Here is a 26122-nt window from a genome sequence, read left to right as displayed (position 1 = left end):
GGCCCTCGCTCCCCGGCGGCTCGGCGGCCGGGAGCGGGGCCGTACTCGGTTAGCCTGGGCGCACGATGAGCGACCGTATGACCGCGCCCGAGGGCGAGTACGACCTGGCCCGCTTCCCCGAGGACCCCCGTGACCCGCTGCGCGCCTGGGACGCGTCCGACGCGTATCTGCTGCGCCACCTCGGGGAGAGCGGGACACGGCTGGACGGGACGGTCGTGGTCGTCGGGGACCGCTGGGGCGCGCTGACCACCGCGCTCGCCGCGCACCGGCCGACGCAGATCACCGACTCGTTCCTCGGCCGGCAGGCGACGCGGGCCAATCTGGAACGCAACGGCGTCGAGGCGGACGGCGTGCGGCTGCTCACCACCCGGGACGCTCCTCCGGACCGCGTCGACGTGCTCCTCGTACGGGTCCCCAAGAGCCTCGCGCTCCTGGAGGACCAGCTGCACCGGCTCGCGCCCGCGGTGCACGAGGGCACGGTCGTGATCGGCACCGGGATGGTCAAGGAGATCCACACCTCGACGCTGAAGCTCTTCGAGCGGATCCTCGGCCCGACCCGCACCTCGCTCGCCCGGCAGAAGGCGCGGCTGATCCACTGCACCCCGGACGCGGCGACGCTCAAGGCCCGGGGGGACGATCCGTGGCCGTACGCCTACCGCCTGCCGGACGACATCGGGGTGCTGGCCGGGCGCACCGTCGTCAACCACGCGGGCGTGTTCTGTGCCGACCGGCTCGACATCGGCACCCGGTTCTTCCTGCGGCAACTGCCGAAGGTCCCGCGCGGCGGGCGGGTCGTGGATCTGGGGTGCGGCAACGGTGTGGTCGGTACGGCGGTCGCGCTGGCCGATCCGGACGCCGAGGTGGTGTTCGTCGACGAGTCCTACCAGGCGGTGGCCTCGGCGGAGGCCACGTACCGGGCGAATCTGCCGGACGCCGACGGGAACGGCGGGGCGGTGCGCGGTACGGCACCCGGTGCCGTCGGCGGAGAGGCCGACGGGGCGGCCGAGGGCAAGGCCGGCGGGGCGGCCGAGTTCCTGGTCGGTGACGGGTTGGAGGGGTTCGCACCGGGGAGTGTCGATCTGGTCCTGAACAACCCGCCGTTCCACTCCCACCAGGCGACGAGCGACGCCACGGCGCGGCGGATGTTCACCGGGGCGCGGCGGGCGCTGCGGCCCGGTGGTGAGCTCTGGGTGGTCGGGAACCGTCATCTGGGCTATCACGTGACGCTGCGGCGGATCTTCGGCAACAGCGAACTCGTCGCGAGCGACGCCAAGTTCGTGGTGCTCAGGGCGGTCAGGCGGACTTAGCGACCCCCGCCGCGAAGGTGGCCCCACGCAGGGCGCGCGGCGAGGCGCCCAGTTCGCGGCGGCATGCCTTGTTGAAGGCCTGGAGGTCGGGAATGCCGACGGAGGCGGCCACGGCGGGGATGGAGAGGGTCGTGGCGCGCAGCAGATGGTGGGCGCGTTCGAGTCTGCGGCGGCGGATGTAGGCGACGACGGTGCCGCCGGTCTCGGCGTGGAACAGCCGGGTCAGGTGGTTGTGGGAGACGCCGGCCACGCGTGCCACCTCCGGGATGGTGAGCGGGGCGGCCAGGTGGGACTCGATGTGGGCGATGGCGGTGGTGACCGCCGGGTGCGGTCCGGGGGCGGCCGCGACGGGCGGGGTCAGCTGGGCCACCCGCCACAGGGCGGTCCACAGTTCGGCCCGGGTGCGGTCCGGCTCGCTCGGTGCGGCGGCCACCGCCTGGAGCAACAGGCCGGTGAGCGCGGGCAGTTCGGCGCCGGCGTCCTGGACGACCGGAACCGTGCGGGGCGGCCCGGTCGGGGCGATGCGCAGATGCGCGAAGAGGTGTTCGGAGCGGCCCCGGTAGCGGTAGCGGACGGTGGTGTCGGGCGGGACGAGGCTGACCCGGCCGGGGCGGATGGTGTGGGTGGTGCCGTCGACGGTCAGTTCGGCCTCGTACTGGTAGAGGTGCAGCTGCCACAGCTCCGGCAGCCGGAACACGTCCGTGCGGCTCGCGACGCCGTGCACGCCGACACCGGTGAGGGCGACGTCCGGCGGCTGAGCGAGGTGGATCTCCGTCTCCCGCATGTCCGGAAACGTACCAGTGACGGGCGTCACACTTCACGCCTGGGGAGGGGTGCTTCGCGAGACGGTCACATTCCCATGCGGGACGGACGCGTACGGGCCCTGCTACGCGGGCGGAGGCGTCTCTTCCGTCCGCAGGACGCCGATCAGCCGGGCCACCGTGTCCGCAATCGCCGTCCGGCCCGCCGCGAGGTACGTGCGCGGGTCCACCGCGTCGGGGTGGGCGGCGAGGTGGTCCCGGACCGCGCCGGTCAGGGCGATGTTGAGCGCGGTGCCGATGTTGACCTTGGCGATGCCGCCCGCCACGGCCGCGCGCAGTTCGCCGTCCGGGACTCCGGAGGAGCCGTGCAGGACGAGGGGGACGTCGAGGGCGGCGGCCAGCCGTTTCAGCAGGACGTGGTCGAGGGCGGCGGTGCGGGTGGTCATCGCGTGGGAGCTGCCGATGGCGACGGCGAGCGCGTCCACGCCCGAGTCCGCCACGAAGGCCCGCGCCTCCTCGGGGTCGGTACGGGCGCCGGGCGCGTGCGCGTCGAGCGGCGGCGCGCCGTTCTTGCCCCCGACCTGCCCCAACTCGGCCTCGATCCAGAGCCCTTGGCCGTGCGCCCACCGCACGGCGGCGTGGGTCGCGGCGAGGTTGTCCAGGTAGGGCAGGCGGGAGGCGTCGTACATCACGGAGCTGAAGCCGGCGTCGGCCGCCCGGTGCAGCAGGTCCTCGCTCCGGATGTGGTCGAGGTGGAGGGCGACGGGCACGGCCGCCCGCTCGGCGACCACGGACGCGGCTCGGGCCAGCGGCAGCACGTCTCCGTCGTGGAACTTGACGGCGTTCTCGCTGATCTGGAGGACCACGGGCGCGGCGACGGACTCGGCGCCCGCCACGATCGCCTCGACGTGTTCCAGGGTGATGGCGTTGAACGCGGCCACGGCGGAGTGCGCGGCGGCGGCCTCGGTGATCAGCGCACCGGTCGTCGTCAGGGGCACGGCTCCTCCTGGTTCAGCGGTCGTTCGCGTCGAGGATCACCGAACGCGTCAGGTGGCGCGGGCGGTCGGGGTCGAGACCACGGGCGGCGGCCACGGCGACGGCGAGCCGCTGGGCGCGGACCAGTTCGGCGAGCGGATCGAGCCCGCCGGCCACCCAGGTCGCGCCGGTCTGGCGCACCTGCGCGGCCAGGCCGTCGGGTGCCTCGCCGAACATCCAGGTCACCGTGGAGCGGGTGGTGACGCTGATCGGGCCGTGCCGGTACTCCATCGCCGGGTAGGCCTCGCTCCACGCCAGGGCGGCCTCGCGCATCTTCAGGGCGGCCTCGTGGGCGAGGCCCACGGTCCAGCCCCGGCCGAGGAAGGTGAACTGGGCGCTGTCGAGAAGCCCTTCGGGCAGCGGCGCCTCCAGCGCGGCCCGCGCGTCGGCGACGGCGGCCTCGGGGTGCAGGCCGAGGTGGGCGCGCAGGAGGGTGAGGGCGGTGGTGGCGAAGCGGGTCTGGACGACGGACTTCTCGTCGGCGAAGTCCAGCACGACCAGGTCGTCCGCCGCGGTCATGACGGGGGTGTCCGGGTCGGCGGTGACCGCCGTCGTGCGGGTACGGCCGCGCAGCGCGCCCAGCAGGTCCAGCACCTCGGTGGTGGTGCCGGAGCGGGTGAGGGCGACGACGCGGTCGTAGGCCCGTCCGTGGGGGAACTCCGAGGCCGGAAAGGCGTCGGTCTCGCCCTGCCCGGCCCGCTCGCGCAAGCCGGCGGCGGCCCGCGCCATGAAGTACGAGGTTCCGCAGCCGACGAGCGCCACTCGCTCCCCCGGTGCCGGCAGGGCCCCGGCGTGTCCGGGCGCGTCGGCGGCGACGCGGGACCAGCACTCGGGCTGGCTGTGCAGCTCGTCCTCGACATGGGTCATGCGGGAACCCTCCCCGGGATACGCAAGGCTCATGCTTACTTCTGCAAGATAGAGTCATCTTTCGAGCATCTTCAAGCACGAGGAGACGGATGTCCCGCGACGAACGCTGGCAGACACTGCTCGAACTGCTCGTCGAACGGGGGCGGCTGGACGTCGAGGAGGCGGCCGCCGAGCTGGGGGTGTCCGCCGCGACCATCCGGCGCGACCTCGACGGGCTCGCGGAGCAGCAGATGCTCGTGCGCACCCGGGGCGGGGCGGTCGTGCACGGCGTCTCGTACGAGCTGCCGCTGCGCTACAAGACGGCGCGGCGTGCCACCGAGAAGCAGCGCATCGCGAAGGCGGTGGCGGATCTCGTCGCGCCCGGCGAGGCGGTGGGCCTGACCGGTGGCACGACGACCACGGAGGTGGCGCGGGCCCTGGCCGTGCGGGGCGATCTGGCGTCCGGCGCTCCCGCGCTGACCGTCGTCACGAACGCGCTCAACATCGCCAGCGAGCTGGCGGTGCGTCCGCAGTTCAAGATCGTGGTGACGGGCGGGGTGGCCCGCGCCCAGTCGTACGAACTCGTGGGCCCGCTCGCCGACGGGGTGCTGGACCGGATCACCCTGGACGTGGCCGTGCTCGGCGTCGGCGCCCTCGACGTGACCCATGGTGCCGCCGCGCACGACGAGGCGGAGGCCGCCGTCAACCGGCTGCTGTGCGAGCGTGCCGAGCGGGTCGTCGTCGCGGCCGACTCCAGCAAGCTGGGGCGGCGGGCCTTCGCCTGGATCTGCGCGACGGAGGCCGTGGACACCCTGGTCACGGACTCGGCCGCCGCGCCCGCGACGGTCCGCCGCTTCGAGGAGGCCGGGCTACGGGTCGTCACCGTCTGAGGGCCGCCGCCGTCGAGCCGGCACGGCGCCGGGCCAGTCCTGGAGCCAGGGGCCGACATGCCGCCTGCGCGTGAGGGTGGTGAGGACGAGGGAGACGTCAGTGGACGCCGCGTCGGGGAGCCGCGGGGAGCGGGGGACGAAGGCATGGAGGGCGGCCTCGTCGGGGAACGCGGTGCGGACGAGGAGAGTTGGCGCGCGCCGATGACGAAACTGGCGTAGCGGACGTGGGCGGGCCCGGCGAGGGCCGCCGTCACGGTGTCGCCCCGGGCCGGGGGCGTGCGGACCCAGAGGATGGCCTCGATGGGCAGCCCGAGCACCGCGGGGTCGATCACGGCACGGATGCGGACCTTGCCCTCGCAGCCGCAGCGCGCCGAGGCGTCGTCTCGCGGCGGCCTCCGACACGCCCGAGACGCGCGGGTACCCGACGGTCGTGGACGGCACACCGATGAAGTCCTGTCTCGACCGGATGCGCTCGGCGTACCTGATCTCCGTGACGGGCTGCCCGGCCCTGTCCCTCACGGCCGGGTTCACCCCGGGAGGCTGCCGGTCGGGCCGCAGGTCGTGGGCCCGCGCCGGCGGGACTGGTCGATCCTGAAGGCCGGGTACGCCTTCGAGCGGGCGACGCGGGTCGGGGAGCGGCGGGCCTCCGGTGGTGACGGCCGGCGGCTGAGTGCAGGACCGCCGCCGTCAGTGCGTGTGTTCGGCCGGAGATTCCTCCGCCGGGCTCGGCGCGGCCGCTCCCCCGGCCTCGACCGTGAACGCCGCCGTGTGGACCTTGCCGTCGTGCTTGAAGTCCAGGAAGAGCCGGTAGCTGCCCGCGCTGGGGGCGGTGGCCGTGAAGGAGATGTCCGGGCCGGGTGCGGTCGTGCCGTCGCCGGGCTCGCCGTTGGGGTGGACGTGCAGGTAGGCGAGGTCACCGGAGCGCAGGGCCACCAGGTGGCCGTACGCGCCGAGGTAGGGCTGCAGGTCGGTGACGGGCCTGCCGTCGCGGGAGACCTTCAGCTTCAGTTCGCTCGCGGCGCCCGGGCGCAGGCCGCCGTCCAGTTCGACCTCGTAGCCGTTGACCTCGGCGGTGTCGGCCGGTGCCGGGAGCTTGCGCGGCTTGTACGTCCCCGAGGCGGCGAGGTCGGCGCCGAGGGTGAGGTTCTCGGCGTTCTCGCCCGCCGGGGTGAAGTCGGCGAAGACACGGTAGTCACCGGCCTCGGGCAGGTCGACGGGGGTGCTCCAGGTGCCGTCGGCGGCGCGGGTGGGGTGCAGATGGCGGTAGGTGACCAGGTCGCGCGAGGCGAGGATCAGGTGGAGTTCCTTGTCGTGCTCGCGCTGGTACGCGGTGACGGCACGGCCCTTCGCGTCCCTGATGACGAAGCGCAGGTCGGAGCGGTCTCCGGCGGTGACGCTCGGGGTGCGCAGGTCGAGACTGTAGCCGCCCTCGGAGATCTGCAGTCCGCCGGCCGGGGCGTCCGCCTGCGCGTCGGCGCCCTCTCCGGGCCGCGGTGACCTCTCGGTGTGGCCGTCGTGGCGCGCGGGCTCCTTCTTCGCCGTGTCCGAGACGACGGGTTCGACGCCCTTGCCCACGCCGTAGGCGGCGCCGAACGTCGCGGCCAGCGCGGCGGCGAACGCGGTGATCCTCAGTCCGGTGTTCATGGCCGTCTCCTTCGAGGTCCAGGTCTTCACACAGCTCACCATACCCCTAGGGGGTATAGAGTCAAGCGCAGGGAGCCACTTGCCTTCGATACCCTGGAGGGGTATACAGACCTGGTGCGCAAGGATACCCCCGCCCCGTATCCGAGAAGATCGCCACCCATCACGTACGAGGGAGCAGCCATGACCGTCACCAGCACCGGTACCGGGACCGCCGCGGAGGTGGAGCTCACCATCGGCGGCATGACCTGCGCCTCCTGCGCCGCACGCGTCGAGAAGAAGCTGAACCGCATGGAGGGCGTCACCGCGACGGTCAACTACGCCACCGAGAAGGCGAAGGTCAGCTATCCGGACGACATCTCGGTGCGGGACCTGATCGCCACCGTGGAGGCGACCGGCTACACGGCACGGGAACCCGCGCCGCCCGCCCGCGCCGAGCCGGGCGGCACCGACGCCGAGTACGGCGGGGACGGCACCGGCGAGGCGGCGGACGACGAGCTGCGGCCGCTCCGGCAGCGCCTGGTCACCGCCGTAGCCCTGGCCGTCCCCGTAGTCGCGATGGCGATGGTCCCCGCGTGGCAGTTCGAGTACTGGCAGTGGCTGTCCCTGACGCTGGCGGCTCCCGTGGTGACGTACGCCGGGTGGCCCTTCCACCGCGCCGCCTGGAAGAACGCCCGGCACGGGGCAGCCACCATGGACACCCTGATCTCCATCGGCACCCTGGCCGCCTTCGGCTGGTCGCTGTGGGCGCTGTTCTTCGGAACGGCGGGCACACCGGGCATGACGCATCCCTTCGAGCTGACCATCGTCCGGGGCGACGGCGCCGGCTCGATCTACCTGGAGGCGGCCGCCGGGGTGACCGCCTTCATCCTCGCCGGGCGCTACTTCGAGGCCTGCTCCAAGCGGAAGGCGGGCGCGGCCCTGCGGGCACTGCTGGAGCTGGGCGCGAAGGACGTCACCGTGCTCACCCCCGACGGCGAACGGACGGTGCCCGTCGCCGAGTTGCGGGTGGGCGACCGCTTCCTGGTACGGCCGGGCGAGAAGATCGCCACCGACGGGACCGTCGTCGAGGGTTCGTCCGCCGTGGACGCGTCCATGCTGACCGGAGAGTCCGTTCCCGTGGAGGTCGCGGTCGGCGACTCGGTCACCGGCGCCACCGTGAACGCGGGCGGGCGTCTCGTCGTCGAGGCCACCAGGATCGGCTCCGACACCCAACTGGCCCGGATGGCGAAGCTGGTGGAGGACGCGCAGAACGGGAAGGCCTCGGCCCAGCGGCTCGCGGACCGCATCTCCGCCGTGTTCGTGCCGATCGTGATCGCCCTCGCCCTGGGCACCTTCGGCTTCTGGCTCGGCAACGGCGCCGGACTCACGGCCGCGTTCACCGCGGCGGTCGCCGTCCTGATCATCGCCTGCCCCTGCGCCCTGGGGCTCGCCACACCGACCGCGCTGCTCGTCGGCACCGGACGCGGCGCCCAGTTGGGCATCCTGATCAAGGGCCCGGAGGTGCTGGAGTCCACCCGCAGGGTCGACACGGTCGTCCTCGACAAGACCGGCACCGTCACCACCGGCCGGATGACCCTGCTGGCCGTACACCCCGCCGACGGCACCGACGAGGCCGAGGTGCTGCGTCTGGCGGGCGCGTTGGAGCACGCCTCGGAGCACCCGGTCGCCCGTGCCGTCGCCGAGGGCGCGCTGGCCCGACTCGGCTCGCTGCCCACACCGGAGGACTTCGCGAACGTGCCCGGCCTCGGCGTGCAAGGCGTCGTCGACGGCCACGCGGTGCTCGTCGGCCGTGAACGGCTGCTCGCCGACTGGGCCATGGAACTGCCGACGGACCTGCGGCGGGACAAGGACCGGGCCGAGGCCGCCGGCCGCACCGCCGTCGTGGTCGCCTGGGACGGCGAGGCCCGCGCGGTCCTCGAAGTCGCCGACGCGGTGAAGGAGACCAGCGCCGAGGCGATCGCACGCCTGCGCGCTCTCGGCCTCACCCCGATCCTGCTGACCGGGGACAACCGGGCCGTGGCCGAGTCCGTCGCCCGTGAGGTCGGGATCGCGCCCGAGGACGTGATCGCGGAGGTGCTGCCGCAGGACAAGGTCGCGGTCGTCAAGCGCCTTCAGGGCGAGGGCCGTTCGGTCGCCATGGTCGGTGACGGTGTCAACGACGCGGCCGCGCTCGCCCAGGCCGACCTGGGGCTGGCGCTGGGCACGGGCACGGACGCCGCGATCGAGGCCGGCGACCTGACCCTCGTACGGGGCGACCTGCGCGTGACGGCCGACGCCATCCGCCTCGCCCGCCGGACCCTCGGCACGATCCGGTCCAACCTGTTCTGGGCGTTCGCCTACAACGTGGCCGCCCTGCCGCTCGCGGCGGCCGGTCTCCTCAACCCGATGATCGCGGGGGCGGCCATGGCCTTCTCCTCGGTCTTCGTCGTCGGCAACTCCCTTCGCCTGCGGACTTTCCGGGCGGCCGACTGAATCAACCGGCCCGGGCCGTGGGGCCGTTCCCCGCCGGGCGTGACCTCGCCGAATTCGCGACCTTCACCAATTCACCGAGGTCACGCCCGGACGGGGTCGCCGAGCGATTCAAGGCGACGTCCGCGCCCCTTCGACGAAATCCCCGCCGAATTGCCGGTTCCGGTTCAACCGGGCGGCAAATCGCGTAACTGTGCTGTGAATCACAGCGGTTACGGCCGGGAGATCGCGCTCGAATACCGCATCCTTGCCGAATTCCGCGCCGGGGTCACGGAAAGCCGTCAGGGCCGCTGATCGAATTCGACGCGAGCGATCACTGAGGGTGACGCTCGCCGTGGCGGACGAGGGTGGGCGCCCCGGCCGGGTGTACGCCCGCACGGCGCACGACATGCGGCATGCGGCATGCGGCATGCGGCATCCGGCATCCGGCATCCGGCATCCGGGGGCTCTCTGATCGGGCGGGCCCCCGCCATCGGAGTCGTGGGACGACCGCTTCGGGGTCAGCCCGCCTGCGGGCCGTCGTGCGTGGCTCGGTGGGTGAGGGGTTCGCGCAGGCCGAGGTGTTCGCGGAGCCTCGTCCCCGTGTACGCGGTGCGGTAGTCGCCGCGTTCCCGCAGTTCCGGGACGAGCAGATCGACGATGTCGTCCAGGCCGTCGGGGATCAGGTGCGGCGTGATGTTGAACCCGTCGAGGGCGCCGTGCCGCACCCAGTGGGCGAACCGGTCGGCGAGGCCGGAGGGGGTGCCGACATGGCCACGCTGCGGGCCGAGCGCGATGACGGTCTCGCGCAGCGACCAGCCGTCCGCCTCGGCCCTGTCCCGCCACTCGGCGACCACTCTGCGCGGGTCGGCGACGCGCCAGGCGCCGAAGGAGCCGTCGTTCTCGACCACGACCGGGTCCAACTTCGGCAGTGGCCCGTCCGCGTCCCGGTCGGAGAGGTCCCGGTTCCACAGGAGCCCGGCGATGCCCAACGCCGTGGCCGGGGTGACCTGTTGGCGTCGGATCCAGCGCTTCTTCTCCTGCGCCTCCTCCTCGGTGGCGCCGATGATGATCTCGGTGCCGGGCCGGATGCCCAGGTCGTCCTCGGGCCGTCCGGCGGCCGTCAGGCGGCCCCGCACGTCCTCGGCGAACGCGAGCGCGTCGTCGAAGTCCTCGCCGTGCGCGGAGCAGATGACGTCGGCGTTTGCGTGCGGCGAAGTCCCGGCCCTCGGCCGAGTCTCCGGCCTGGAAGATCACCGGATGCCCCTGGGCACTGCGCGGCAGGGTCGCCACCGGGTCCACGTCGAACTGCCGCCCCCGGTGGCGCACTCGGCGGACGGCACCGGGCGCCACCCAGTTGTAGGCGCCCGGCGAGCCGGAGGCGACACCGTCCCTTCCGGTCGCCGCTCCTCGCTCACCATCCATCCGGCGCGTCCGACGGAGACGTGGTCGAGAGAGGCCAACTGGCTGGAGACATGGAAGGGTTCGGCGTACGTGAGGGGACGACGGGCGCCACGCCGACGACGGCGGTCGACGCGGCGACGAACGCGGCCCGTTCCACCGCGCCTATCCGGCCGATCGTGTCGGGCGCGGCGGCGGGTGGGAGCACGCCGTCGTCCAGGGTGAGCAGCGTGAACCCGGCGTTCTCCGCGGCGACGGCCACTCGGGCCACGCGACGTGGGGTGAGCAGCCGGTCGGGAGCGTGGGCGGCACGGCGTCAGGCCGCGGGATGGGCACCGTCCCCGTCGAGTTCGACGGTCCACACGGGAAGGCGTCAAGCACATTAGTTGTACATGCATGTGAAGTCGCCGAGCATGAGCGGGGCACGGCGCCCTGCTTTCGTACGCGCATCACCAGTTCAGGGCACCGCCCCCCTGCCCACATGGCACCGCTTCCGCGTGCCGCCCCTTTCCGACGCGCCACCGACCCAGGGCGCCGGCCCGCCCCACGCACCACCTTGCCCGACCCCCCTCCCCCGCTTAGCCTGGTTTTGTGCCGCGAATAAACAAAACCCGATCGCGCAACGCCGTGCCGGGCCACCCCGCCGGCCCCTCGCACCTGCGAACCCTTCGTATCGCCATCACCGCCTTCTTCGCCCTCGACGGCTTCGTCTTCGCCGGCTGGGTGGTCAGAATCCCCGCGATCAAGGAGCAGACCGGCGCCTCGCCCGGCGCCCTGGGGCTCGCCCTGCTGGGAGTGTCCGCCGGAGCGGTGATCACGATGATGCTCACCGGCCGCCTCTGCCGCCGCTTCGGCAGCCACCCGGTGACGGTCGCCTGCGCCGTCCTGCTGTCCCTCAGTGTGGCCCTGCCGCCGCTCACCCACTCGGCGCTCGCCCTGGGCGCGGTGCTCCTGGTGTTCGGCGCGGCCTTCGGCGGGATCAACGTCGCCTTCAACAGCGCCGCCGTCGACCTGGTGGCCGCGCTGGGGCGGCCCGTCATGCCGGGTTTCCACGCCGCGTTCAGCCTCGGCGGCATGGTCGGGGCCGGGCTCGGCAGCCTCGTCGCGGGTTCGCTCTCCCCCACCCGCCATCTGCTCGGCATCACCGTGATCGGCCTCCTGGTGACCGCCGTCGCCGCGCCCTCCCTGCTGCGATACGAACCCCCCGCACCCCTCGACCGCGCCCCCGGCCGGCCCGCCCGGGAGACCGGCCCGCCGGGCCCCGGCCGCCTGGACGGCCGTACGCGCGCGCTGGTGGTCGTCCTCGGCCTGATCGCCGGCTGCACGGCCTACGGCGAGGGGGCGCTGGCCGACTGGGGCGCCCTGCACCTGGAGGCGGACCTGGACGCCTCACCCGGTGTCGCGGCGATCGGTTACTCGTGTTTCGCGCTCGCCATGACCGTCGGCCGACTCACCGGAACCACCCTGCTCGAACGTCTGGGCAGGACCACGGTGCTCGTGGCCGGCGGGGCCACTGCGACGGCCGGCATACTGCTCGGCTCCCTCGCCCCCTCGGTCTGGGCGACGCTCCTCGGCTTCGCGGTCACCGGTCTCGGCCTCGCCAACATCTTCCCCGTGGCCATCGAACGGGCCGGCGCGCTGGCCGGTCCGGGCGGTGTCGCGACCGCCTCCACGCTCGGCTACCTCGGCATGCTCCTCGGCCCGCCCGCGATCGGTTTCATGGCCGAGTGGTTCTCCCTGCCCACCGCACTCACCAGCGTCGCGGTACTCGCCGCGTTCGCCTCCGTCATCGCCTTCGCCACGCGCCACTCGGCCGCGAATTGACCACTCACCGTTGCCTCTTGACCCCTCGCGGTGCATGAAGTGAGCCCTCCGAGAAGATGAGGCAACCATTCAGTCGTTCGATTCGTATAACTCCCTGGAGACACTGCGACCCGGCCGAACAGAGGGCGGCCGGAGCGTCACCATCCGCTTTTCCGGATGGTCCCGAACAAGGAGAAACGATGCGACTGTTCGTGCTCAACTACGCTCGCTCCAACGAGCAGTTGGAGTTCAGCGCTCCGTACACCTACGACTCCGGGCTGCAGTTGAACGTGCTCGCCGATGGGCGGATAGCCGCTCACGACCAGGGTCTTATGCGGGAATTGGGGGCGACGACGTCCACCGCGGGTTCGAAGACCCATTTCGACGACTGAACACGGACCGGCGACGATGACGGTGCTGATCCTCACCAGCGAACAGGATGTGACGGCGGACCTGGTGGTGGCACAACTGAACAGGACCGGCGTCCCGGTGGTCCGGCTCGACCCCGCCGACCTCCCGGGCGGGGTGGCCCTCTCCGGCGAGTATGTGCACGGCGCCTTCCGCGGGCATCTGTCCGCCGGCGGACGCCTGGTGAGCCTGAGCGGACTGCGCTCCATCTGGCTGCGCCGGCCGGGCGTCCCGGCCAGCCGGGTCGGCGAGCCGTCCGCCTGGCTGACCGAGGAGTCCTCGCAGGCCCTGTACGGCATGCTGCGCGGCACGGGGGCCCGCTGGATGAACGACCCGGACGCGGCCCGGCGGGCCCGCCACAAGCCGTGGCAGCTGCGGCACGCCCAGCGTTGCGGCCTTCCCGTACCGGCCACGCTCATCACCACGTTCCCGCAGGCCGCCCGCGACTTCGCCGAACGCTTCCCGGACCTGGTGGTCAAGCCGGTCTCCGGCACCCACCCGCAGGAGTCGGCCCACACGGTCCCCACGAGCCGGGTCGCGCCCGGCACCGACTTCACCGCCGTGGCGTTCGGACCGACGCTGCTGCAGCGCCGGATCGCCAAGGCGGCGGACATCAGGCTCACCACCGTCGGCGACCGCATGCTGGCCGCCCGCAAGGCGGTCGCCCCGGACGCGCATCCCGACGAGGTCGACGTCCGCTTCGCGGCCTCCACCGCGCCCTGGCGGCCGGTGGAGGTCCCGGCGCGCACCGCCGCCGCCGTGCGCGCCTATCTGCGGGACGCCGAACTCGCCTACGGCGCATTCGACTTCGCCGAGGACGCGGACGGGATCTGGTGGTTCCTGGAATGCAACCAGTCCGGCCAGTTCGGGTTCGTGGAGATGGACACCGGCCAGCCGATCGCCCACAGCGTCGCCGAGTGGCTGGCCGAGGAGGATCCGGGGGCGAGGACACGCCACCACGGCCGCATCCGCGCGACCCCCTGACCCCACCGGCGCCTCCGGCGTGCCCCGAGCGCCCGCCCGACTGGCGCGGGCGCTCAGCTCACGGACGGCCACACGGGACCAGTCATGCGCGTCGGGCGGCCCATCGACCGGTCATTGCGTGGGCCGAGGCGGGCACGTCGGCTCGGGCATTGTGTGGGCCGGGGCAGGTATGTCGGCTCGGCATGTGCGTCGGCGGGGGCAGGTGCGTCGACCCTGGCAGGCACGTCGGCTCGGGCATTGCATCGGTCGGCGCAGGTATGTCGGCTCGGCAACTGCATCGGCCCCGGTAGGCACACCGGCTCGGGCATAGCACCGGCCGACGCTGACAGACCGGCTCAACGCCTGCGTCGGCCCGAACAGGGCTTTGGCCCCGGCGCGCACGTCGGCCAGGCATGTGCGTCGGCCCGGAACAGGCGCTGCACACACGGTCCGTCCGGCAGACTCCTCCCATGGAGACCGCTGAGCACATCAGAGCCCTGGACGAGGAAGGCCGACTGCTCGCCACAGCCGCCCGCAAGGCCGGTACCGACGCCGAGGTCCCGACCTGTCCGTCATGGCGGGTGCGGGACCTGCTACGCCACACGGGAGCCGTGCACCGCTGGGCCACGGCCTTCGTCGCCGAGGGACACCCCACGCCCCGCCCCCTCCCGGACGGGCCGGGGGAACTGGACGGTGACGCACTGCTGACCTGGTTCGAGGAGGGTCACCGGCGTCTCCTCGACACCCTGCGCGCCGCCCCCTCCGACCTCGACTGCTGGAGCTTTCTGCCCGCCCCCTCCCCCCTGGCCTTCTGGGCACGCCGCCAGGCCCACGAGACGGCCGTGCACCGCGCCGACGCGGAGTCCGCCCTCGGCGACGCGCCCCGCGCCCACCTCGCCGAGGCCGTCGTGGAGCCTTCCGCGAACCCCTCCGCCGGCCCCGCGGCGACCAACGCCCCGGCCCTCACCACCGACTTCGCCGTCGACTTCGCGGTCGACGGCATCGACGAGTTGCTGCTCGGCTTCCACGCCCGCCCCAGGAGCCGGGTGCGCACCGAAACCCCACGTGTCCTGCGGGTGCGCGCGACCGACTCGGACGCCGTCTGGACCGTACGGCTGTCGTCCGAGCCGCCGGCGGCGGAGCGTGTGGACGCCTCACGGGCCCCGGACGCCGAGTGCGAGATCACGGGCCCGGCGTCCCGGCTCTACCTGGCTCTGTGGAACCGGCTCCCCTTCCCCTCCGTCACCGGCGACCCCGCGCTCGCCGAGCTGTGGCGGGAGACCTCCGGCATCGTCTGAATCCGAACCGGCGGGCGCGCCGACCTTCTTGTCCGGTACGCCCGCCGCCCCCACACTCGGTCCATGGGGAGACGGACGCAGGCCGAGCGGGACGCGACGACGACGGAGATCGGGTTCGCGCTCTTCGCGGGGGCGGTGATGGCGGGCGCGGCCTATTTCGGGGTGACCGAGTTCCTGCCGAACGTCGTCGGCTCCCTGCGCGACCGGGAGGACCTGCTCCGTCACCTCTCGGCTGCCGCCACCGTCGTGGTCTTCATCGCGGTCGTCACGATCGTGCTGACCCGCTTCAGGCATGCCCTCCGGGCGAGCCGGCGGGCTCCCGCACCGCCCGACGGATCGGGCGCGGCTCGGCCCGGCCGACCCGGCCGCGACAACCCGAACTCGTAGTCCCCGTGGGCCAGGGCGACCATCCGGGCGCGGTCACGGGCGAGTTCACCCAGTCGCGCCCAGTCGCGGCCCGCCCAGTCGGTGATCACGTCTGCGCCGGGCGGACTGCGCCGGCCAGTCCCATATGGCGGGCGAGCCCCTGCGCCGCGTGCCGGAAGAACACCTCGCGGTTCTCGACCACCTTGTTGAACTGCCCGAACACCTCGAAGTTGACCAGCCCGAACAACTGGGCCCACGCCCCGACCAGCAGCGCGAGCGCCTCCGGCGGCAGATCGGGCGCGAAGTCCTCGGCCATCCGCACCGCCTCGGGCCGCAGCTCGGCGGGCAGCTCCCGCAACGCCATCGCGTCGGCCAGATGGGCGTCCCGCAGGATCCGGATGAGCACCTGCCCCGTCCGGGAGGCGGCCGGCACCGTCGTCTCGGGCGCGCTGTATCCCGGCACCGGCGAACCGTAGATCAACGCGTACTCGTGCGGCCGCGCCAGCGCCCACTCCCGCACCCCCTCGCACACGGCGACCCACTGCCCGGCGGGGCTCTCCCCGGCGGCCTTCGCGTGCGCGGCCTCGGCGGCCTCGCCCAGGGACTCGTACGCGTCGATGATCAGCGCGGTGAGCAGCTCGTCACGGCTCGGGAAGTAGCGGTACAACGCGGAGGAGACCATGCCGAGTTCGCGTGCGACGGCCCGCAGCGACAGCTTGGCGGCACCCTCCGCGGCGAGCTGTCTGCGCGCCTCGTCCTTGATGGCGGCGGTTACCTCGATCCGGGCACGGGCGCGGACCCCTCGTGCAGTGCTCATGCAGAGGAGTGTGCCACAAATTCAGAGCACTGCACACAAACGAGAGCGCTGCTCTTGCTATGGAGCACCGATCTCGTGCACACTGCTCTCGAGCGAGAGCGGTGCTCTCTGGACGCATCGCCCCGAGCCCCGCTCGCCCACCCACGGGAGGAACCCCATGTCGGCATCGCCCCACTACCTCAAGGTCAACCGCGTCGACCGCGCGCTCAACGGCTTCATCGGCTGGCTCGCCCGCCACGGCGTCAGCCTCCTCGGCACGGCCGAGCTCTCCGTGCGCGGCCGCAGGAGCGGCGAGTGGCGTCGGCTTCCGGTCAACCCGTTGTCGTACGAGGGCGGCCCCTACCTCGTCTCGGCGCGCGGTCACTCGGAGTGGGTGCGCAACATGCGCGCGGCGGGCGGCGGACGGCTCCGGGTGGGCCGACGGGTGCGGGAGTTCACGGCGGTCGAGCTGCCCGACGAGGAGAAGCCCGCCGTGCTGCGCACCTACCTGAAGAAGTGGGGCTGGGAGGTGGGCCGGTTCTTCGGTGACGTCTCCGCCGACTCCACCGACGCGGAACTGCTCGCCGCCGCGCCGAAGCACCCCGTCTTCCGGATCACCGTCCAGCGGTGACCGGCCGGGGTGCCGGTGACGACACGGGCGACGGCGTGGGCCTACTTGTCGAACGCGGTCAGCGCCCGCTGGGCGATCGGGTGGCTGCGGACGATCTCCCCCAGGGAGGTCGACCCGCGCGTGATGTCGACGAACGCCCGCCACGCCGGCCGGAATCCGGTGAGCGCCGCGTGGAAGAGGCCCGGCCGCCGCTCGAAGGCGATCAGCAGCCGCTTGCCGACGCTCATCTCGACACCCAGCCCCGCCTTCACGGCGAACGCGTAGTTCAGGGCCTGGCGGCGGGTGTCCACCGCGTCGTGGGCCTCGGCGATCCGCACCGCCCACTCACCGGCCAGCCGCCCCGAGCGCAGCGCGAAGGAGATGCCCTCCCGGGTCCACGGCTCCAACAGCCCCGCCGCGTCCCCGCAGACCAGCACCCGGCCCCGCGACAGCGGCGAGTCGTCGGCCCGGCAGCGCGTCAGGTGCCCGGAGGAGACGCTCGGTTCGAAGCCGGCGAGGCCGAGCCGCCCGATGAAGTCCTCCAGGTACCGCTTGGTGGCGGCGCCTTCGCCGCGCGCCGAGATCACCCCGACGGTCAGGGTGTCGCCCTTGGGGAAGACCCACCCGTAACTGCCGGGCATCGGGCCCCAGTCGATGAGGACGCGCCCCTTCCAGTCCTCGGCGACCGTCTCCGGAACGGGGATCTCCGCCTCCAGGCCCAGGTCGACCTGGTCGAGCTTCACCCCGACATGTGCCCCTATGCGGCTGGCGCTGCCGTCCGCGCCGACGACGGCCCGCGCGAGCAGCGTCTCACCGCCCTGGAGGACGACGGCGACCGTACGCCGGTCGGGCACCGCCGAGCCGTGCTGCTCGACACGGGTGACCGTGACACCCGTCCGCAGCTCGGCGCCCGCCTTCTGGGCGTGTTCGACGAGTTGCTGATCGAACTCGGACCGGTTGATCAGTCCGAAGAGCATCTGTTTCGACTTGCGTGTGCGGGCGTAGCGGCCGTCGAGGGAGAAGGTGACCGCGTGCACCCGGTCCTTGAAGGGCAGTTCGAAGCCGGGCGGCAGTGAGTCGCGCGAGGGGCCGATGATGCCGCCGCCGCACGTCTTGTAGCGCGGCAGCTCCGCCTTCTCCAGCAACAGGACGCTGCGTCCCGCGACCGCCGCCGCGTAGGCGGCCGAAGCCCCTGCGGGGCCCGCGCCCACCACGACGACGTCCCACACCCGCTGCACGTCGTCCGCCGAAGAGTTCTCGCTGCTCACGATGGTCTACTGCTCCCGATCCAGCCGCCTGCCGCACCTGTCCCCCGCATCCTACGGCGGGTGACGCCCCAGGCCGCTGTGGGAGGATCGGCAGCGCATGCGCCCTACACCGACACACCGGGCAGGAGCGTGTGCGGCCCCGTACCCAGAAGGACAACGTCGCACCCACCAGGAGCGTGCCCATGCCGTCGAACCCGGTCGCCGAGACCGTCGCCTCGCTGATTCCCCGGGCGAAGCAGGAGCTCGCCGAACTGGTGGCCTTCAAGTCGGTGGCGGACTTCGACCAGTTCCCGAGGAGCGAGAGCGAGGGCGCCGCGCGCTGGGTCGCCGACGCGCTGCGCGCCGAGGGCTTCCAGGACGTGGCCCTGCTGGACACCCCCGACGGCACGCAGTCCGTGTACGGCTGCCTCCCGGGACCCCAGGGCGCGAAGACGGTCCTCCTCTACGCCCACTACGACGTGCAGCCGCCGCTCGACGAGGCCGCCTGGGTGTCGCCGCCGTTCGAGCTGACCGAGCGCGACGGCCGCTGGTACGGGCGGGGCGCCGCCGACTGCAAGGGCGGTGTGATCATGCATCTGCTGGCGCTGCGGGCCCTGAAGGCCGACGGCGGGGTGCCGGTCACGGTCAAGGTGATCGTCGAGGGCTCCGAGGAGATGGGCACCGGCGGCCTCCAGCAGTACGCCGAGGCGCACCCCGAACTGCTCGCCGCCGACACCGTCGTGATCGGGGACGCGGGCAACTTCCGAGTGGGCCTGCCGACGGTCACCACCTCCCTGCGCGGCATGATCCTCATGCGGGTGCGCGTCGACGCCCTCGAAGGCAACCTGCACTCGGGCCAGTTCGGCGGCGCGGCCCCCGACGCGCTGGCCGCGCTGATCCGCGTCCTGGACTCCCTGCGCGCCGAGGACGGCACGACGACCGTCGACGGACTCGCGAGCGACGGGACGTGGGACGGCCTGCGATACGCCGACGCGCAGTTCCGCGAGGACGCCAAGGTGCTCGACGGTGTGGACCTGGTCGGCGCCGGCACCGTCGCCGACCGGATCTGGGCGCGCCCCGCCGCCACCGTGCTGGGCATCGACGCCCCGCCCGTGGTCGGCGCGACCCCGTCGATCCAGGCGAGCGCCCGCGCCCTGATCGGGCTGCGCGTCCCGCCGGGCGTGGACGTCCAGCAGGCGATCAAGCTGCTCGAAGCGCATCTGGTGGCCCACACCCCGTGGAGCGCCCGGGTCGCTTGCGAACTCATCGGCCACGGCCAGGCGTTCCGCGCCGACACCTCCAGCCCGGCGTACGAGGCGATGGCGGCGGCGATGGCCGTCGCCCACCCGGGTGAGGAGATGCAGTACGCGGGGCACGGAGGTTCCATCCCCCTCTGCAACGCCCTCGCCGCCCTCTACCCCGAAGCCGAGATCCTCCTCATCGGCCTCAGCGAACCGGAAGCCCGGATCCACGCGGTCAACGAGAGCGTGTCGCCGGAGGAGTTGGAGCGCATGGCGGTGACGGAGGCGCTGTTCCTGCGCAACTACGCAAACAGCTGAGCGAACCCGCGCCCCGAAAGGGGCGCGGGGTACTGCGCGAGCAACCACACCGCACCCGCACCCGCCTCACAAGCGACACGAAACGGCGGCGGCGCGAGAGTCACCCTTTACACCCTTTACACCCTTTACACCGGAACCCCGGCCTCCAGGTACAGCGCAGCGCCCCGCTCCCGAGCCCGCAACGCCCACCGCAGCCGCTCGTACCGCACCGGCGGCAGCAGATCCGCCGCCTCCTCCTCCGTGACGAACCGCCAGTCACGCAGCTCGGTCCCCGGCAGCACGGGCCGCTGCGGACCACTGACGTCCAGCCGCCCGCCGTCGAACAGCAGCCGCAGCCCTCCGTACCTCGGTGCCGCCGGCGCCTCCCAGTCGACGACCAGCAGCCGGGGCACCTCGTCGAGCCGTATCCCGGTCTCCTCCAGCACCTCCCGCACCCCGGCCCTGGCCGGCGCCTCCCCCGCCTCCACCACCCCTCCGGGGAACTCCCACCCGGGCTTGTAGGTCGGATCGACGAGCAGCACCCGGTCCTGCTCGTCGAACAACAGGACCCCCGCGGCGACCGTCTCGGCGGTCGGCTCGGGGGTCTGCACGATGTCGCACACGGGTACGCCGTCGGTGGCCACGGCATCGGCGATGCGCCGCGCGGTCTCGTACGGGGTGAGGGCGCCGGTGTCGACGAGATGGGCGTCCGAGGTGAGCCAGCCGCTCAGCGCGGCGCGGTACGGCGCGATGTGGTCGTACGCCCATTGACGCAGCCGCATCTCGCCGTCGGGGAGGTCGGGCGGAATCTCCCGCCCGGCTATTCGCTCCCGCAGTATCGTTTCGGCCGGGGCCAGGAGCAGATGCCGTACGGGGATGCGGCGGGAGGCGAGGCCGCCGAAGATCTCGTCGCGGTACTCCTGGCGGAGCAGGGTCATGGGGACCACGAGGGTGCCGCCCAGCTCGGCGAGCAGTGCGGCGGCGGTCTCGACCACCAGCCGTCGCCAGCTCGGCAGGTCCTGGAAGTCGCCGACCTCTGCGAGGCGTTTGGCCGGCAGCATGTGCGTCAGGGCGCCGCCGATGACCTCGGGGTCGAAGAGCGTGCTGTTCGGGATCAGTTCGATCAGTTCCCGTGCGGTGGTGGTCTTCCCCGCACCGAACGCACCGTTGATCCAGACGATCACGGTTCCCCCTCTTCTGTTGACCCCCTGAGGCTTGCCCTCCACTCCGCCACGGAAACCAGCCGCTGATGAGGAGCCGGAATACGACGACGGCGGGCCCCGCCGAAGCGGGCCCGCCGTGCGCGGTGCGTGGGGAGGCGGACGGAGGATCCGCCTCCCGTCACCAGGACGTCAGCCCTACTTGGCGCCCTTGCCCTCCTGGCCGAGGCCTCCCAGGGCGTCGTCGTCGACCGCCAGACTGTCGCTGGAGACCGTCTTGCCGACCTCGCCGAGCGTGCCCTCGACGTCCAGTTTGCTCAGTGCGTCGGTCTTGCCGAGCGTGTCGGCGGCTTCGAGACCGTGCGACGGCGTGACGGCCGCGACGACGAAACCGGTGGCGAGGGAGGCGATGGCGAGCATGCTGCGCTTCTTCATGCCCCGCTCAACTGCGGAAGCCCCCGAGGGGTCACGCCCGGTTTCCGCGTTTCCTCTCGCCCCGATCACTCCGTCCCGGATCCCGGCCCGCTCCGTCGTCCGGCCAGCGCCGCCGCGGCCGCGCCGACCAGGCCCGCGTCGGTCCCCATCACGGCGGAGGCGATGGTCAGGTCCTGGACGAAGGAGAGGGTGGCGTAGTTCTTGAGGGCGGTGCGCAGAGGGGAGAAGAGGACGTCACCGGCGTTCGCGACGCCGCCGCCGATGACCGCGAGGTCGATCTCGACGAGGGTGGCGGTGGCCGCGATCCCGGCGGCGAGGGCCTGCGCGGCCCGTTCGAAGGAGGCCACGGCGACCGGGTCGCCGGCCCGCGCCGCGGCGGCGACCGCGGCGGCGGAGGTGTCGCCGTCGGGCCCGGGCCGCCAGCCGTTGTCCAGGGCGCGGCGGGCGATGTTGGGCCCGCTGGCGATGCGCTCGACGCAGCCGCGGGCGCCGCACGGGCACGCGTCACCGTCGAGGTCGACGCTGATGTGGCCGATGTGGCCGGCGTTCCCGGTGGGACCCGTGTGCAGTTTCCCGCCGAGGACGAGGCCGCCACCGACGCCCGTCGACACGACCATGCACAACGCGTTGTCGTGACCGCGCGCGGCGCCCTGCCAGTGCTCGGCCGCCGTGATCGCCGCGCCGTCGCCGATCAGTTCGACGGGCAGCCCGCCGGTGACGCCCCGGACCCGCTCGACGAGGGGGAAGCCGCGCCAGCCGTCGATGTTCACGGGGCTCACCGTTCCGGCGGAGGCGTCCACCGGTCCGGCGCTGCCGATCCCCACCGCCGTCGCCCCGCTCCATCGCGGATCGGCTGCCAGGTCGCCGAACACCTCCTCGACGGCCCGCATCACGGTGTCGCCGTCCTCCCGCGCGGGCGTGGGGCGCTGCGCGCGCACCAGGATCCGGCCGTGGCCGTCCACCAGCGCCCCGGCGATCTTGGTGCCGCCTATGTCGAGCGCGGCCACGAGGTCGGTCTGCATCAGTGTCAGTTCTCCCGCTGCGAGTCTCCTACCGGGCGCCCGAATCCTGCGGCACCCGGATCTCCGGCCGGAAAACCGGCAGCACGACGCTCGCCTGGTGGGGGGCGCCGGCCAGAGAATGCGATAGACAGTCTCCCCCGGCTGTGACAACGTTGTCCAGGCTCTATGCTCGACGGAACATCCACAACAGCCGCACCATTTCGACACGGCACCACCGATAGCACGCACCCCGCACATCGCAGGCACCCCGCACCACCGACCGTACCCGCAGCAGCACCCGCGACCGCCCCCGTGGACGACAGGACAGGACAGCGCACCGTGCCCGAGACCGCGGCCGGCATCAGCCGGCGCCCCGAGAACCGCTACGGCAACCGTCCCACGATGAAGGACGTCGCGGCCCGGGCCGGGGTGGGTCTGAAGACGGTCTCCCGGGTGGTGAACGGCGAGCCGGGCGTCACCCCGGACACCGAGCGCAGGGTCCAGGAGGCCATCGAGGCGCTCGGCTTCCGGCGCAACGACAGCGCCCGGGTGCTGCGCAAGGGCCGCACGGCCAGCATCGGCCTCGTCCTGGAGGACCTCGCCGACCCGTTCTACGGCCCGCTCAGCCGGGCGGTGGAGGAGGTGTCCCGTGCCCACGGCTCGCTGCTGATCAACGGGTCCAGCGCGGAGGACCCGGACCGTGAGCAGGAGTTGGCGCTGGCGTTGTGCGCCCGCCGCGTGGACGGGCTCGTGATCATTCCGGCCGGTGACGACCACCGGTACCTGGAGCCCGAGATCAGGGCGGGGGTCGCCATGGTGTTCGTGGACCGCCCGGCCGGGCGGATCGACGCCGACGTGGTGCTCTCGGACAGCTTCGGCGGGGCTCGTGACGGGGTCGCCCATCTCATCGCCCACGGCCACCGCCGGATCGGCTTCATCGGCGACATGCCCCGCATCCACACCGCCGCCGAGCGGCTGCGCGGCTACCGGGCGGCCATGGAGGACGCCGGCATACCCGTCGAGGACGCGTGGATGTCGCTGGGCGTCACCGATCCCGAGCGGGTCCGCAGGGCTGCCGAGGAGATGCTGTCGGGCCCCTCGCCCGTGACGGCGGTCTTCGCGGGCAACAACCGGGTGACGGTCACGGTCGTACGGGTCCTCGCCGAACACACCCGTCCGGTCGCCCTCGTGGGCTTCGACGACTTCGAACTGGCCGATCTGCTCCGGCCGGGCATCACCGTCGTCGCCCAGGATCCCTCCCGGCTCGGCCGCACCGCCGCCGAACGCCTCTTCCAGCAGCTGGACGGCTCCCTCGTCGCCCCCGAGCGCATCGAGCTGCCGACCCGGCTGATCGCCCGCGGCTCGGGCGAACTCCCGCCCGCGGACTGACCCTTGAACGCCCCCGACCCTCGTACGCTCGAAGCGCTCGGCCTCGCCGTGGCGCCGCGCGAGGACCCGCTGAGCTATCCCGGCGCGTGGCCGGCCGAGTCCGCGCTCCTGGACGGCAACCGGATGCTGCCGCTGGACACGCTGGTCTTCGACGACCGGCTGCCGGTGCTCTCCGTCGGCTCCAACGCCTGTCCGGCGCAGCTCGTCCACAAGATGGCGGAGCACGGGGTCCCGTGCCGGATCCCCATGGTCAAGGCCCGGGTCACGGGCATCAGGATCGGTGTCTCCGCCCATGTGAGCCTGCTCGGCTACCTCTCGGCGTCGCCGTTCCACTCCCCCGGCTCCACCGCCGACCTGTTCCTCACCTGGCTCGACGAGGCCCAGCTCGCCGTGGTCGACACCAGCGAGGGCGTCGACTCGCCGACCGGCAACTTCCAGCGGGCCGTCCTGCCCGCCGCCGACTTCCGGGTCGAGCTGGAGTCGGGCCAGGTCCTCGACCACGCCTGGATCTACGTCAACCGGTGGGGCGTGCTGCGCGACGGCGGCCCGGACCCCCGCCCCCATCCCGGCCGTCAACGTCCGCTGCTCACCGAACTCCTCGATGCCTCGGCCGAATTGCGCGAGCTGTTCGGCACCACACCCGACGAGTTCGCTGCCCGGGCGCGCGGCAACCGGGAACTGTGCGTCCGGGGCAGGGAGTTGTTCACCGAGCAGAGGTGGACGACGGTGTCGGGCCTGGAGCAGTACGTACGGCCGCACCCGGGGGCCCGGGGGCGGCCGTGACGGCGGGTACCGGCCTCAGCAGACCGGGAGGCCGGGCACCGGGGCGTCGTTGTCGCCGCCCTGGATGTAGACGTCGCTGACCCAGACACCGGTGTTGCCGCTGTCGTCGTCGGTCTTGGCCCACCAGACGTTGGTCCACTCGCCGGAGGTCTCGCGGCGGCCCAGGTTCGACTGACAGTAGAAGTAGTTGGTGCCCTGCCTGAGGATGCCGACCTCGGTTCCGGCGGCCGTGTAGGACTTGGCGGTGGTCCAGACCGTGCAGTTGTACTTGCCGCCGCCGATGGAGTGGCAGACCGGTTCCTCCGTGGTCCCGCCGCCAGTGGTGCCCCCGGTCGTGCTGCCGCCGGTGGTGCCGCCCGAGGTGTCGGAGCCTCCTGTGCCGCCGCCGGTGGTGCCGCCGCTCGCGTTCTTGGTCGGCGACGCGGACGCCTCCGGCGCCTTGCCGTCGTCCTTCCCGGCGTCGTCGGTCTTCTCGTCGGGGCTCGTGGACTCCTTGTCGTCCTTCTCCTTCGCGGCCGAGTCGTCGGTGAGGTCGACCGTCCCCCGGCTGCGGCCCGGGGAAGGCGTGCCGCTGTCGGTCGCGTCGACGGAGGGGCGGGCGCCCGTCTCCTTGCCGTCGTCGCCGTTCAGCAGAGCGACCGTGACTCCTGTGGCCGCGAGCACGACGGTGACGGCCACGGCGGCGAGCAGGGCGCGGCCCTTGCGTGGACGGCCTCCGGTCGAGGAGACGGTGGTGGCGGGTCCCGAGGGGGGCGTGGGCGTACCCACGGCGGGGCTCCCGACGGCCGGGGAGGCCCCGGTGCCGGGCCCGGCGAGCGGCTGGGGAGGGCCGAAGCCGGGGGTCGGCGCGGGCGCGCCGAATCCCGCGCCCGTCCCGGCCGCCGGGGTCTCCGCGGTCGGCGGCCCGAACCCGGGCGGCACCGAGGGGACACTGTGCTGGGTCTCCGCCCTCGGCTGCGGCGCGGGCCCGGTGGCCCCGGTCGTCGAGGGGTCGAGCGGGCCGCCGGAGGCCACGGCCTCCAGCAGTGCGCGGGCCGCGTCGGCGTCCGGGCGGAACTCCGGCCGTTTGTCCATGAGCTGCCGCAGCACCGGTCCGAGGGGCCCGGCCCGCCGGGGTTCGGGCAGCGCGTCGGTCACGATCGCGGTGAGCGTCGACCAGGTGGACGTACGCCGGAACGGGGAGGAGCCCTCCACGGCCGCGTACAGGGTGGCGCCGAGTGCCCAGACGTCGGAGGCGGGGCCGGGGTCGTTGCCCTGGGCTCGTTCGGGGGCCAGGTAGTCGAGGGAGCCGACGAGTTCGCCGCTGCGGGTGAGGTGGGTGGCTGAGCCGTCGCCCGGGTTCTCCATGGTGGCGATGCCGAAGTCGGTGAGGACGACGCGGCCCGAGCGGTCCAGCAGGATGTTGCCGGGTTTGACGTCCCGGTGCAGCACACCGACCCGGTGGGCGGCGGCGAGGGCGTCCATGACCTTGGCGCCGATGGCGGCGGCCTCGCGCGGGTCGAGCAGGCCCCGGTCGCTGAGGACGTCGTCCAGGGACGGCCCGTCGACCAGTTCCATGACGATCAGCGGGCGGCCGTCGACCTCGGCCACGTCGTGCACGGCGACGACTCCGGGGTGCCGGACGCGGGCGGCGGCCCGGGCCTCGCGCTGCATGCGCAGCCCCAGGTCGGCCAGTTCGGGCGCGCCGGCGTCCGTGTAGGTGCGCAGCTCCTTGAGGGCGACCTCGCGGTGGAGCACCTCGTCCACGGCCCGCCAGACGACGCCCATGCCGCCGCGTCCGAGCTGCTCCACGACCCGGTACCGACCGGCGAGGATCCGCCCGGCACCGTCCGTCTGTTCGTTCGCCCCCGAAGACACCCGCGCCTCGTTCCTGTGACACACCGATGAATGGCGTAAGCCTAAGCGGTGGTCGGGGGCGCTTCCGACCGTCGGCGGCGGCTGTCACAGGACCGCTACGCAGCCCACCGCCGACCCACCCGTCCGTATCGGCCCG

General features: G+C 73.0%; 25 protein-coding genes. 13 read left to right on the top strand and 12 right to left on the bottom strand.

Annotation, left to right across the window (positions count from 1 at the left end; all coding sequences use genetic code 11):
* Positions 1–65 precede the first annotated feature (65 nt).
* Positions 66–1307 (top strand): methyltransferase, encoded by a 1242-nt coding sequence (locus tag ACZ9QC_RS39370; protein ID WP_472917487.1) that lies wholly within the window; start codon positions 66–68, stop codon positions 1305–1307.
* Here ACZ9QC_RS39370 and ACZ9QC_RS39365 read toward each other — a convergent pair.
* The 3 genes from ACZ9QC_RS39365 to ACZ9QC_RS39355 form a co-directional block, all read right to left on the bottom strand.
* Positions 1294–2091, bottom strand: coding sequence for an AraC family transcriptional regulator (locus ACZ9QC_RS39365; RefSeq protein ID WP_472917486.1), 798 nt, complete (start codon positions 2089–2091; stop codon positions 1294–1296). The two genes, ACZ9QC_RS39370 and ACZ9QC_RS39365, sit on opposite strands and share 14 nt — an antisense overlap.
* 102 nt (positions 2092–2193) lie before the next feature.
* A complete protein-coding gene (locus ACZ9QC_RS39360; protein WP_472917485.1) occupies positions 2194–3066 on the bottom strand; it encodes a class II fructose-bisphosphate aldolase in 873 nt (290 codons plus the stop codon).
* A gap of 13 nt (positions 3067–3079) precedes the next feature.
* On the bottom strand, positions 3080–3970 hold the full coding sequence (locus ACZ9QC_RS39355) for an SIS domain-containing protein (RefSeq protein ID WP_472917484.1): 891 nt from the start codon (positions 3968–3970) through the stop codon (positions 3080–3082).
* Positions 3971–4059: 89 nt separating this feature from the next.
* Between ACZ9QC_RS39355 and ACZ9QC_RS39350 the strand changes: the two genes are divergently transcribed.
* Positions 4060–4839 carry a DeoR/GlpR family DNA-binding transcription regulator gene (locus ACZ9QC_RS39350; protein ID WP_472917483.1) on the top strand — a complete coding sequence of 260 codons (780 nt, stop codon included), beginning with the start codon at positions 4060–4062 and terminating at the stop codon, positions 4837–4839.
* A 57-nt stretch (positions 4840–4896) separates the two neighbouring features.
* A complete protein-coding gene (locus ACZ9QC_RS39345; RefSeq protein WP_472917482.1) occupies positions 4897–5058 on the top strand; it encodes a hypothetical protein in 162 nt (53 codons plus the stop codon).
* Positions 5059–5526: 468 nt separating this feature from the next.
* On the opposite strand, the gene ACZ9QC_RS39340 is transcribed toward ACZ9QC_RS39345, so the two are convergent.
* Entirely contained in the window at positions 5527–6483 is a 957-nt protein-coding gene (locus tag ACZ9QC_RS39340) for a hypothetical protein (protein WP_472917481.1), read from the bottom strand.
* 180 nt (positions 6484–6663) lie between these two features.
* Here ACZ9QC_RS39340 and ACZ9QC_RS39335 point away from each other — a divergent pair, with 180 nt between their 5' ends.
* On the top strand, positions 6664–8955 hold the full coding sequence (locus ACZ9QC_RS39335; protein ID WP_472917480.1) for a heavy metal translocating P-type ATPase: 2292 nt from the start codon (positions 6664–6666) through the stop codon (positions 8953–8955).
* A gap of 497 nt (positions 8956–9452) precedes the next feature.
* Here ACZ9QC_RS39335 and ACZ9QC_RS39330 read toward each other — a convergent pair whose 3' ends face one another.
* Positions 9453–10070, bottom strand: a complete 618-nt coding sequence (locus ACZ9QC_RS39330; protein ID WP_472917479.1) for an LLM class oxidoreductase — start codon at positions 10068–10070, stop codon at positions 9453–9455.
* Between the two features lie 275 nt (positions 10071–10345).
* Entirely contained in the window at positions 10346–10603 is a 258-nt protein-coding gene (locus ACZ9QC_RS39325; protein ID WP_472917478.1) for a hypothetical protein, read from the bottom strand.
* A 356-nt stretch (positions 10604–10959) separates the two neighbouring features.
* Here ACZ9QC_RS39325 and ACZ9QC_RS39320 point away from each other — a divergent pair, with 356 nt between their 5' ends.
* The 5 genes from ACZ9QC_RS39320 to ACZ9QC_RS39300 all read left to right on the top strand — a co-directional run bounded on the left by ACZ9QC_RS39320 (position 10960) and on the right by ACZ9QC_RS39300 (position 15191).
* Positions 10960–12156: an MFS transporter gene (locus ACZ9QC_RS39320; RefSeq protein ID WP_472917477.1), complete on the top strand. Its 1197-nt coding sequence runs from the start codon at positions 10960–10962 to the stop codon at positions 12154–12156.
* 179 nt (positions 12157–12335) lie between these two features.
* Positions 12336–12527 carry a putative ATP-grasp-modified RiPP gene (gene tgmA / locus ACZ9QC_RS39315; protein ID WP_472917476.1) on the top strand — a complete coding sequence of 64 codons (192 nt, stop codon included), beginning with the start codon at positions 12336–12338 and terminating at the stop codon, positions 12525–12527.
* Positions 12528–12543: 16 nt separating this feature from the next.
* Positions 12544–13527, top strand: coding sequence for an ATP-grasp ribosomal peptide maturase (gene tgmB / locus ACZ9QC_RS39310; RefSeq protein WP_472917475.1), 984 nt, complete (start codon positions 12544–12546; stop codon positions 13525–13527).
* A gap of 449 nt (positions 13528–13976) precedes the next feature.
* Positions 13977–14804 carry a maleylpyruvate isomerase family mycothiol-dependent enzyme gene (locus ACZ9QC_RS39305; protein WP_472917474.1) on the top strand — a complete coding sequence of 276 codons (828 nt, stop codon included), beginning with the start codon at positions 13977–13979 and terminating at the stop codon, positions 14802–14804.
* 63 nt (positions 14805–14867) lie between these two features.
* On the top strand, positions 14868–15191 hold the full coding sequence (locus tag ACZ9QC_RS39300; protein ID WP_472917473.1) for a DUF6332 family protein: 324 nt from the start codon (positions 14868–14870) through the stop codon (positions 15189–15191).
* Positions 15192–15276: 85 nt separating this feature from the next.
* Here the strand turns inward: ACZ9QC_RS39300 and ACZ9QC_RS39295 are convergent, their stop codons facing one another.
* Positions 15277–15987: a TetR/AcrR family transcriptional regulator gene (locus ACZ9QC_RS39295; protein WP_472917472.1), complete on the bottom strand. Its 711-nt coding sequence runs from the start codon at positions 15985–15987 to the stop codon at positions 15277–15279.
* Positions 15988–16144: 157 nt separating this feature from the next.
* On the opposite strand from ACZ9QC_RS39295, the gene ACZ9QC_RS39290 reads away from it, so the two are divergent.
* Positions 16145–16597 carry a nitroreductase family deazaflavin-dependent oxidoreductase gene (locus ACZ9QC_RS39290; protein WP_472917471.1) on the top strand — a complete coding sequence of 151 codons (453 nt, stop codon included), beginning with the start codon at positions 16145–16147 and terminating at the stop codon, positions 16595–16597.
* Positions 16598–16638: 41 nt separating this feature from the next.
* Here ACZ9QC_RS39290 and ACZ9QC_RS39285 read toward each other — a convergent pair whose 3' ends face one another.
* The gene (locus ACZ9QC_RS39285) at positions 16639–17844 is read right to left on the bottom strand and encodes a geranylgeranyl reductase family protein (RefSeq protein WP_472917470.1); all 1206 of its coding nucleotides are present in this window, start codon (positions 17842–17844) and stop codon (positions 16639–16641) included.
* Positions 17845–18026: 182 nt separating this feature from the next.
* Here ACZ9QC_RS39285 and ACZ9QC_RS39280 point away from each other — a divergent pair, with 182 nt between their 5' ends.
* Entirely contained in the window at positions 18027–19382 is a 1356-nt protein-coding gene (locus ACZ9QC_RS39280; protein ID WP_472917469.1) for a M20/M25/M40 family metallo-hydrolase, read from the top strand.
* Between the two features lie 125 nt (positions 19383–19507).
* Here the strand turns inward: ACZ9QC_RS39280 and ACZ9QC_RS39275 are convergent, their stop codons facing one another.
* The 3 genes from ACZ9QC_RS39275 to ACZ9QC_RS39265 all read right to left on the bottom strand — a co-directional run bounded on the left by ACZ9QC_RS39275 (position 19508) and on the right by ACZ9QC_RS39265 (position 21978).
* The gene (locus ACZ9QC_RS39275) at positions 19508–20545 is read right to left on the bottom strand and encodes an NUDIX hydrolase (RefSeq protein ID WP_472917468.1); all 1038 of its coding nucleotides are present in this window, start codon (positions 20543–20545) and stop codon (positions 19508–19510) included.
* Between the two features lie 174 nt (positions 20546–20719).
* On the bottom strand, positions 20720–20956 hold the full coding sequence (locus ACZ9QC_RS39270; RefSeq protein WP_472917467.1) for a hypothetical protein: 237 nt from the start codon (positions 20954–20956) through the stop codon (positions 20720–20722).
* Between the two features lie 65 nt (positions 20957–21021).
* Positions 21022–21978, bottom strand: coding sequence for an ROK family protein (locus ACZ9QC_RS39265; RefSeq protein WP_472917466.1), 957 nt, complete (start codon positions 21976–21978; stop codon positions 21022–21024).
* Between the two features lie 318 nt (positions 21979–22296).
* On the opposite strand from ACZ9QC_RS39265, the gene ACZ9QC_RS39260 reads away from it, so the two are divergent.
* Positions 22297–23346, top strand: a complete 1050-nt coding sequence (locus ACZ9QC_RS39260; RefSeq protein ID WP_472917465.1) for a LacI family DNA-binding transcriptional regulator — start codon at positions 22297–22299, stop codon at positions 23344–23346.
* A gap of 3 nt (positions 23347–23349) precedes the next feature.
* A complete protein-coding gene (locus tag ACZ9QC_RS39255) occupies positions 23350–24129 on the top strand; it encodes a hypothetical protein (RefSeq protein ID WP_472917464.1) in 780 nt (259 codons plus the stop codon).
* A 15-nt stretch (positions 24130–24144) separates the two neighbouring features.
* Here ACZ9QC_RS39255 and ACZ9QC_RS39250 read toward each other — a convergent pair whose 3' ends face one another.
* Positions 24145–25986 carry a serine/threonine-protein kinase gene (locus ACZ9QC_RS39250; RefSeq protein WP_472917463.1) on the bottom strand — a complete coding sequence of 614 codons (1842 nt, stop codon included), beginning with the start codon at positions 25984–25986 and terminating at the stop codon, positions 24145–24147.
* Positions 25987–26122 lie beyond the last annotated feature (136 nt).

Source organism: Streptomyces sp. HUAS MS02, from assembly GCF_055702265.1.
This window is presented reverse-complemented; position numbering and strand designations above follow the sequence as displayed.

Coding starts and splice junctions, on each gene's coding strand:
- ACZ9QC_RS39370 (WP_472917487.1), top strand. CDS start 66: ATGAGCGACCGTATGACCGCGCCCGAGGGCGAGTACGACCTGGCCCGC.
- ACZ9QC_RS39365 (WP_472917486.1), bottom strand. CDS start 2,091: ATGCGGGAGACGGAGATCCACCTCGCTCAGCCGCCGGACGTCGCCCTC.
- ACZ9QC_RS39355 (WP_472917484.1), bottom strand. CDS start 3,970: ATGACCCATGTCGAGGACGAGCTGCACAGCCAGCCCGAGTGCTGGTCC.
- ACZ9QC_RS39350 (WP_472917483.1), top strand. CDS start 4,060: ATGTCCCGCGACGAACGCTGGCAGACACTGCTCGAACTGCTCGTCGAA.
- ACZ9QC_RS39345 (WP_472917482.1), top strand. CDS start 4,897: ATGCCGCCTGCGCGTGAGGGTGGTGAGGACGAGGGAGACGTCAGTGGA.
- ACZ9QC_RS39340 (WP_472917481.1), bottom strand. CDS start 6,483: ATGAACACCGGACTGAGGATCACCGCGTTCGCCGCCGCGCTGGCCGCG.
- ACZ9QC_RS39335 (WP_472917480.1), top strand. CDS start 6,664: ATGACCGTCACCAGCACCGGTACCGGGACCGCCGCGGAGGTGGAGCTC.
- tgmA (WP_472917476.1), top strand. CDS start 12,336: ATGCGACTGTTCGTGCTCAACTACGCTCGCTCCAACGAGCAGTTGGAG.
- tgmB (WP_472917475.1), top strand. CDS start 12,544: ATGACGGTGCTGATCCTCACCAGCGAACAGGATGTGACGGCGGACCTG.
- ACZ9QC_RS39305 (WP_472917474.1), top strand. CDS start 13,977: ATGGAGACCGCTGAGCACATCAGAGCCCTGGACGAGGAAGGCCGACTG.
- ACZ9QC_RS39300 (WP_472917473.1), top strand. CDS start 14,868: ATGGGGAGACGGACGCAGGCCGAGCGGGACGCGACGACGACGGAGATC.
- ACZ9QC_RS39295 (WP_472917472.1), bottom strand. CDS start 15,987: ATGAGCACTGCACGAGGGGTCCGCGCCCGTGCCCGGATCGAGGTAACC.
- ACZ9QC_RS39290 (WP_472917471.1), top strand. CDS start 16,145: ATGTCGGCATCGCCCCACTACCTCAAGGTCAACCGCGTCGACCGCGCG.
- ACZ9QC_RS39280 (WP_472917469.1), top strand. CDS start 18,027: ATGCCGTCGAACCCGGTCGCCGAGACCGTCGCCTCGCTGATTCCCCGG.
- ACZ9QC_RS39270 (WP_472917467.1), bottom strand. CDS start 20,956: ATGAAGAAGCGCAGCATGCTCGCCATCGCCTCCCTCGCCACCGGTTTC.
- ACZ9QC_RS39265 (WP_472917466.1), bottom strand. CDS start 21,978: ATGCAGACCGACCTCGTGGCCGCGCTCGACATAGGCGGCACCAAGATC.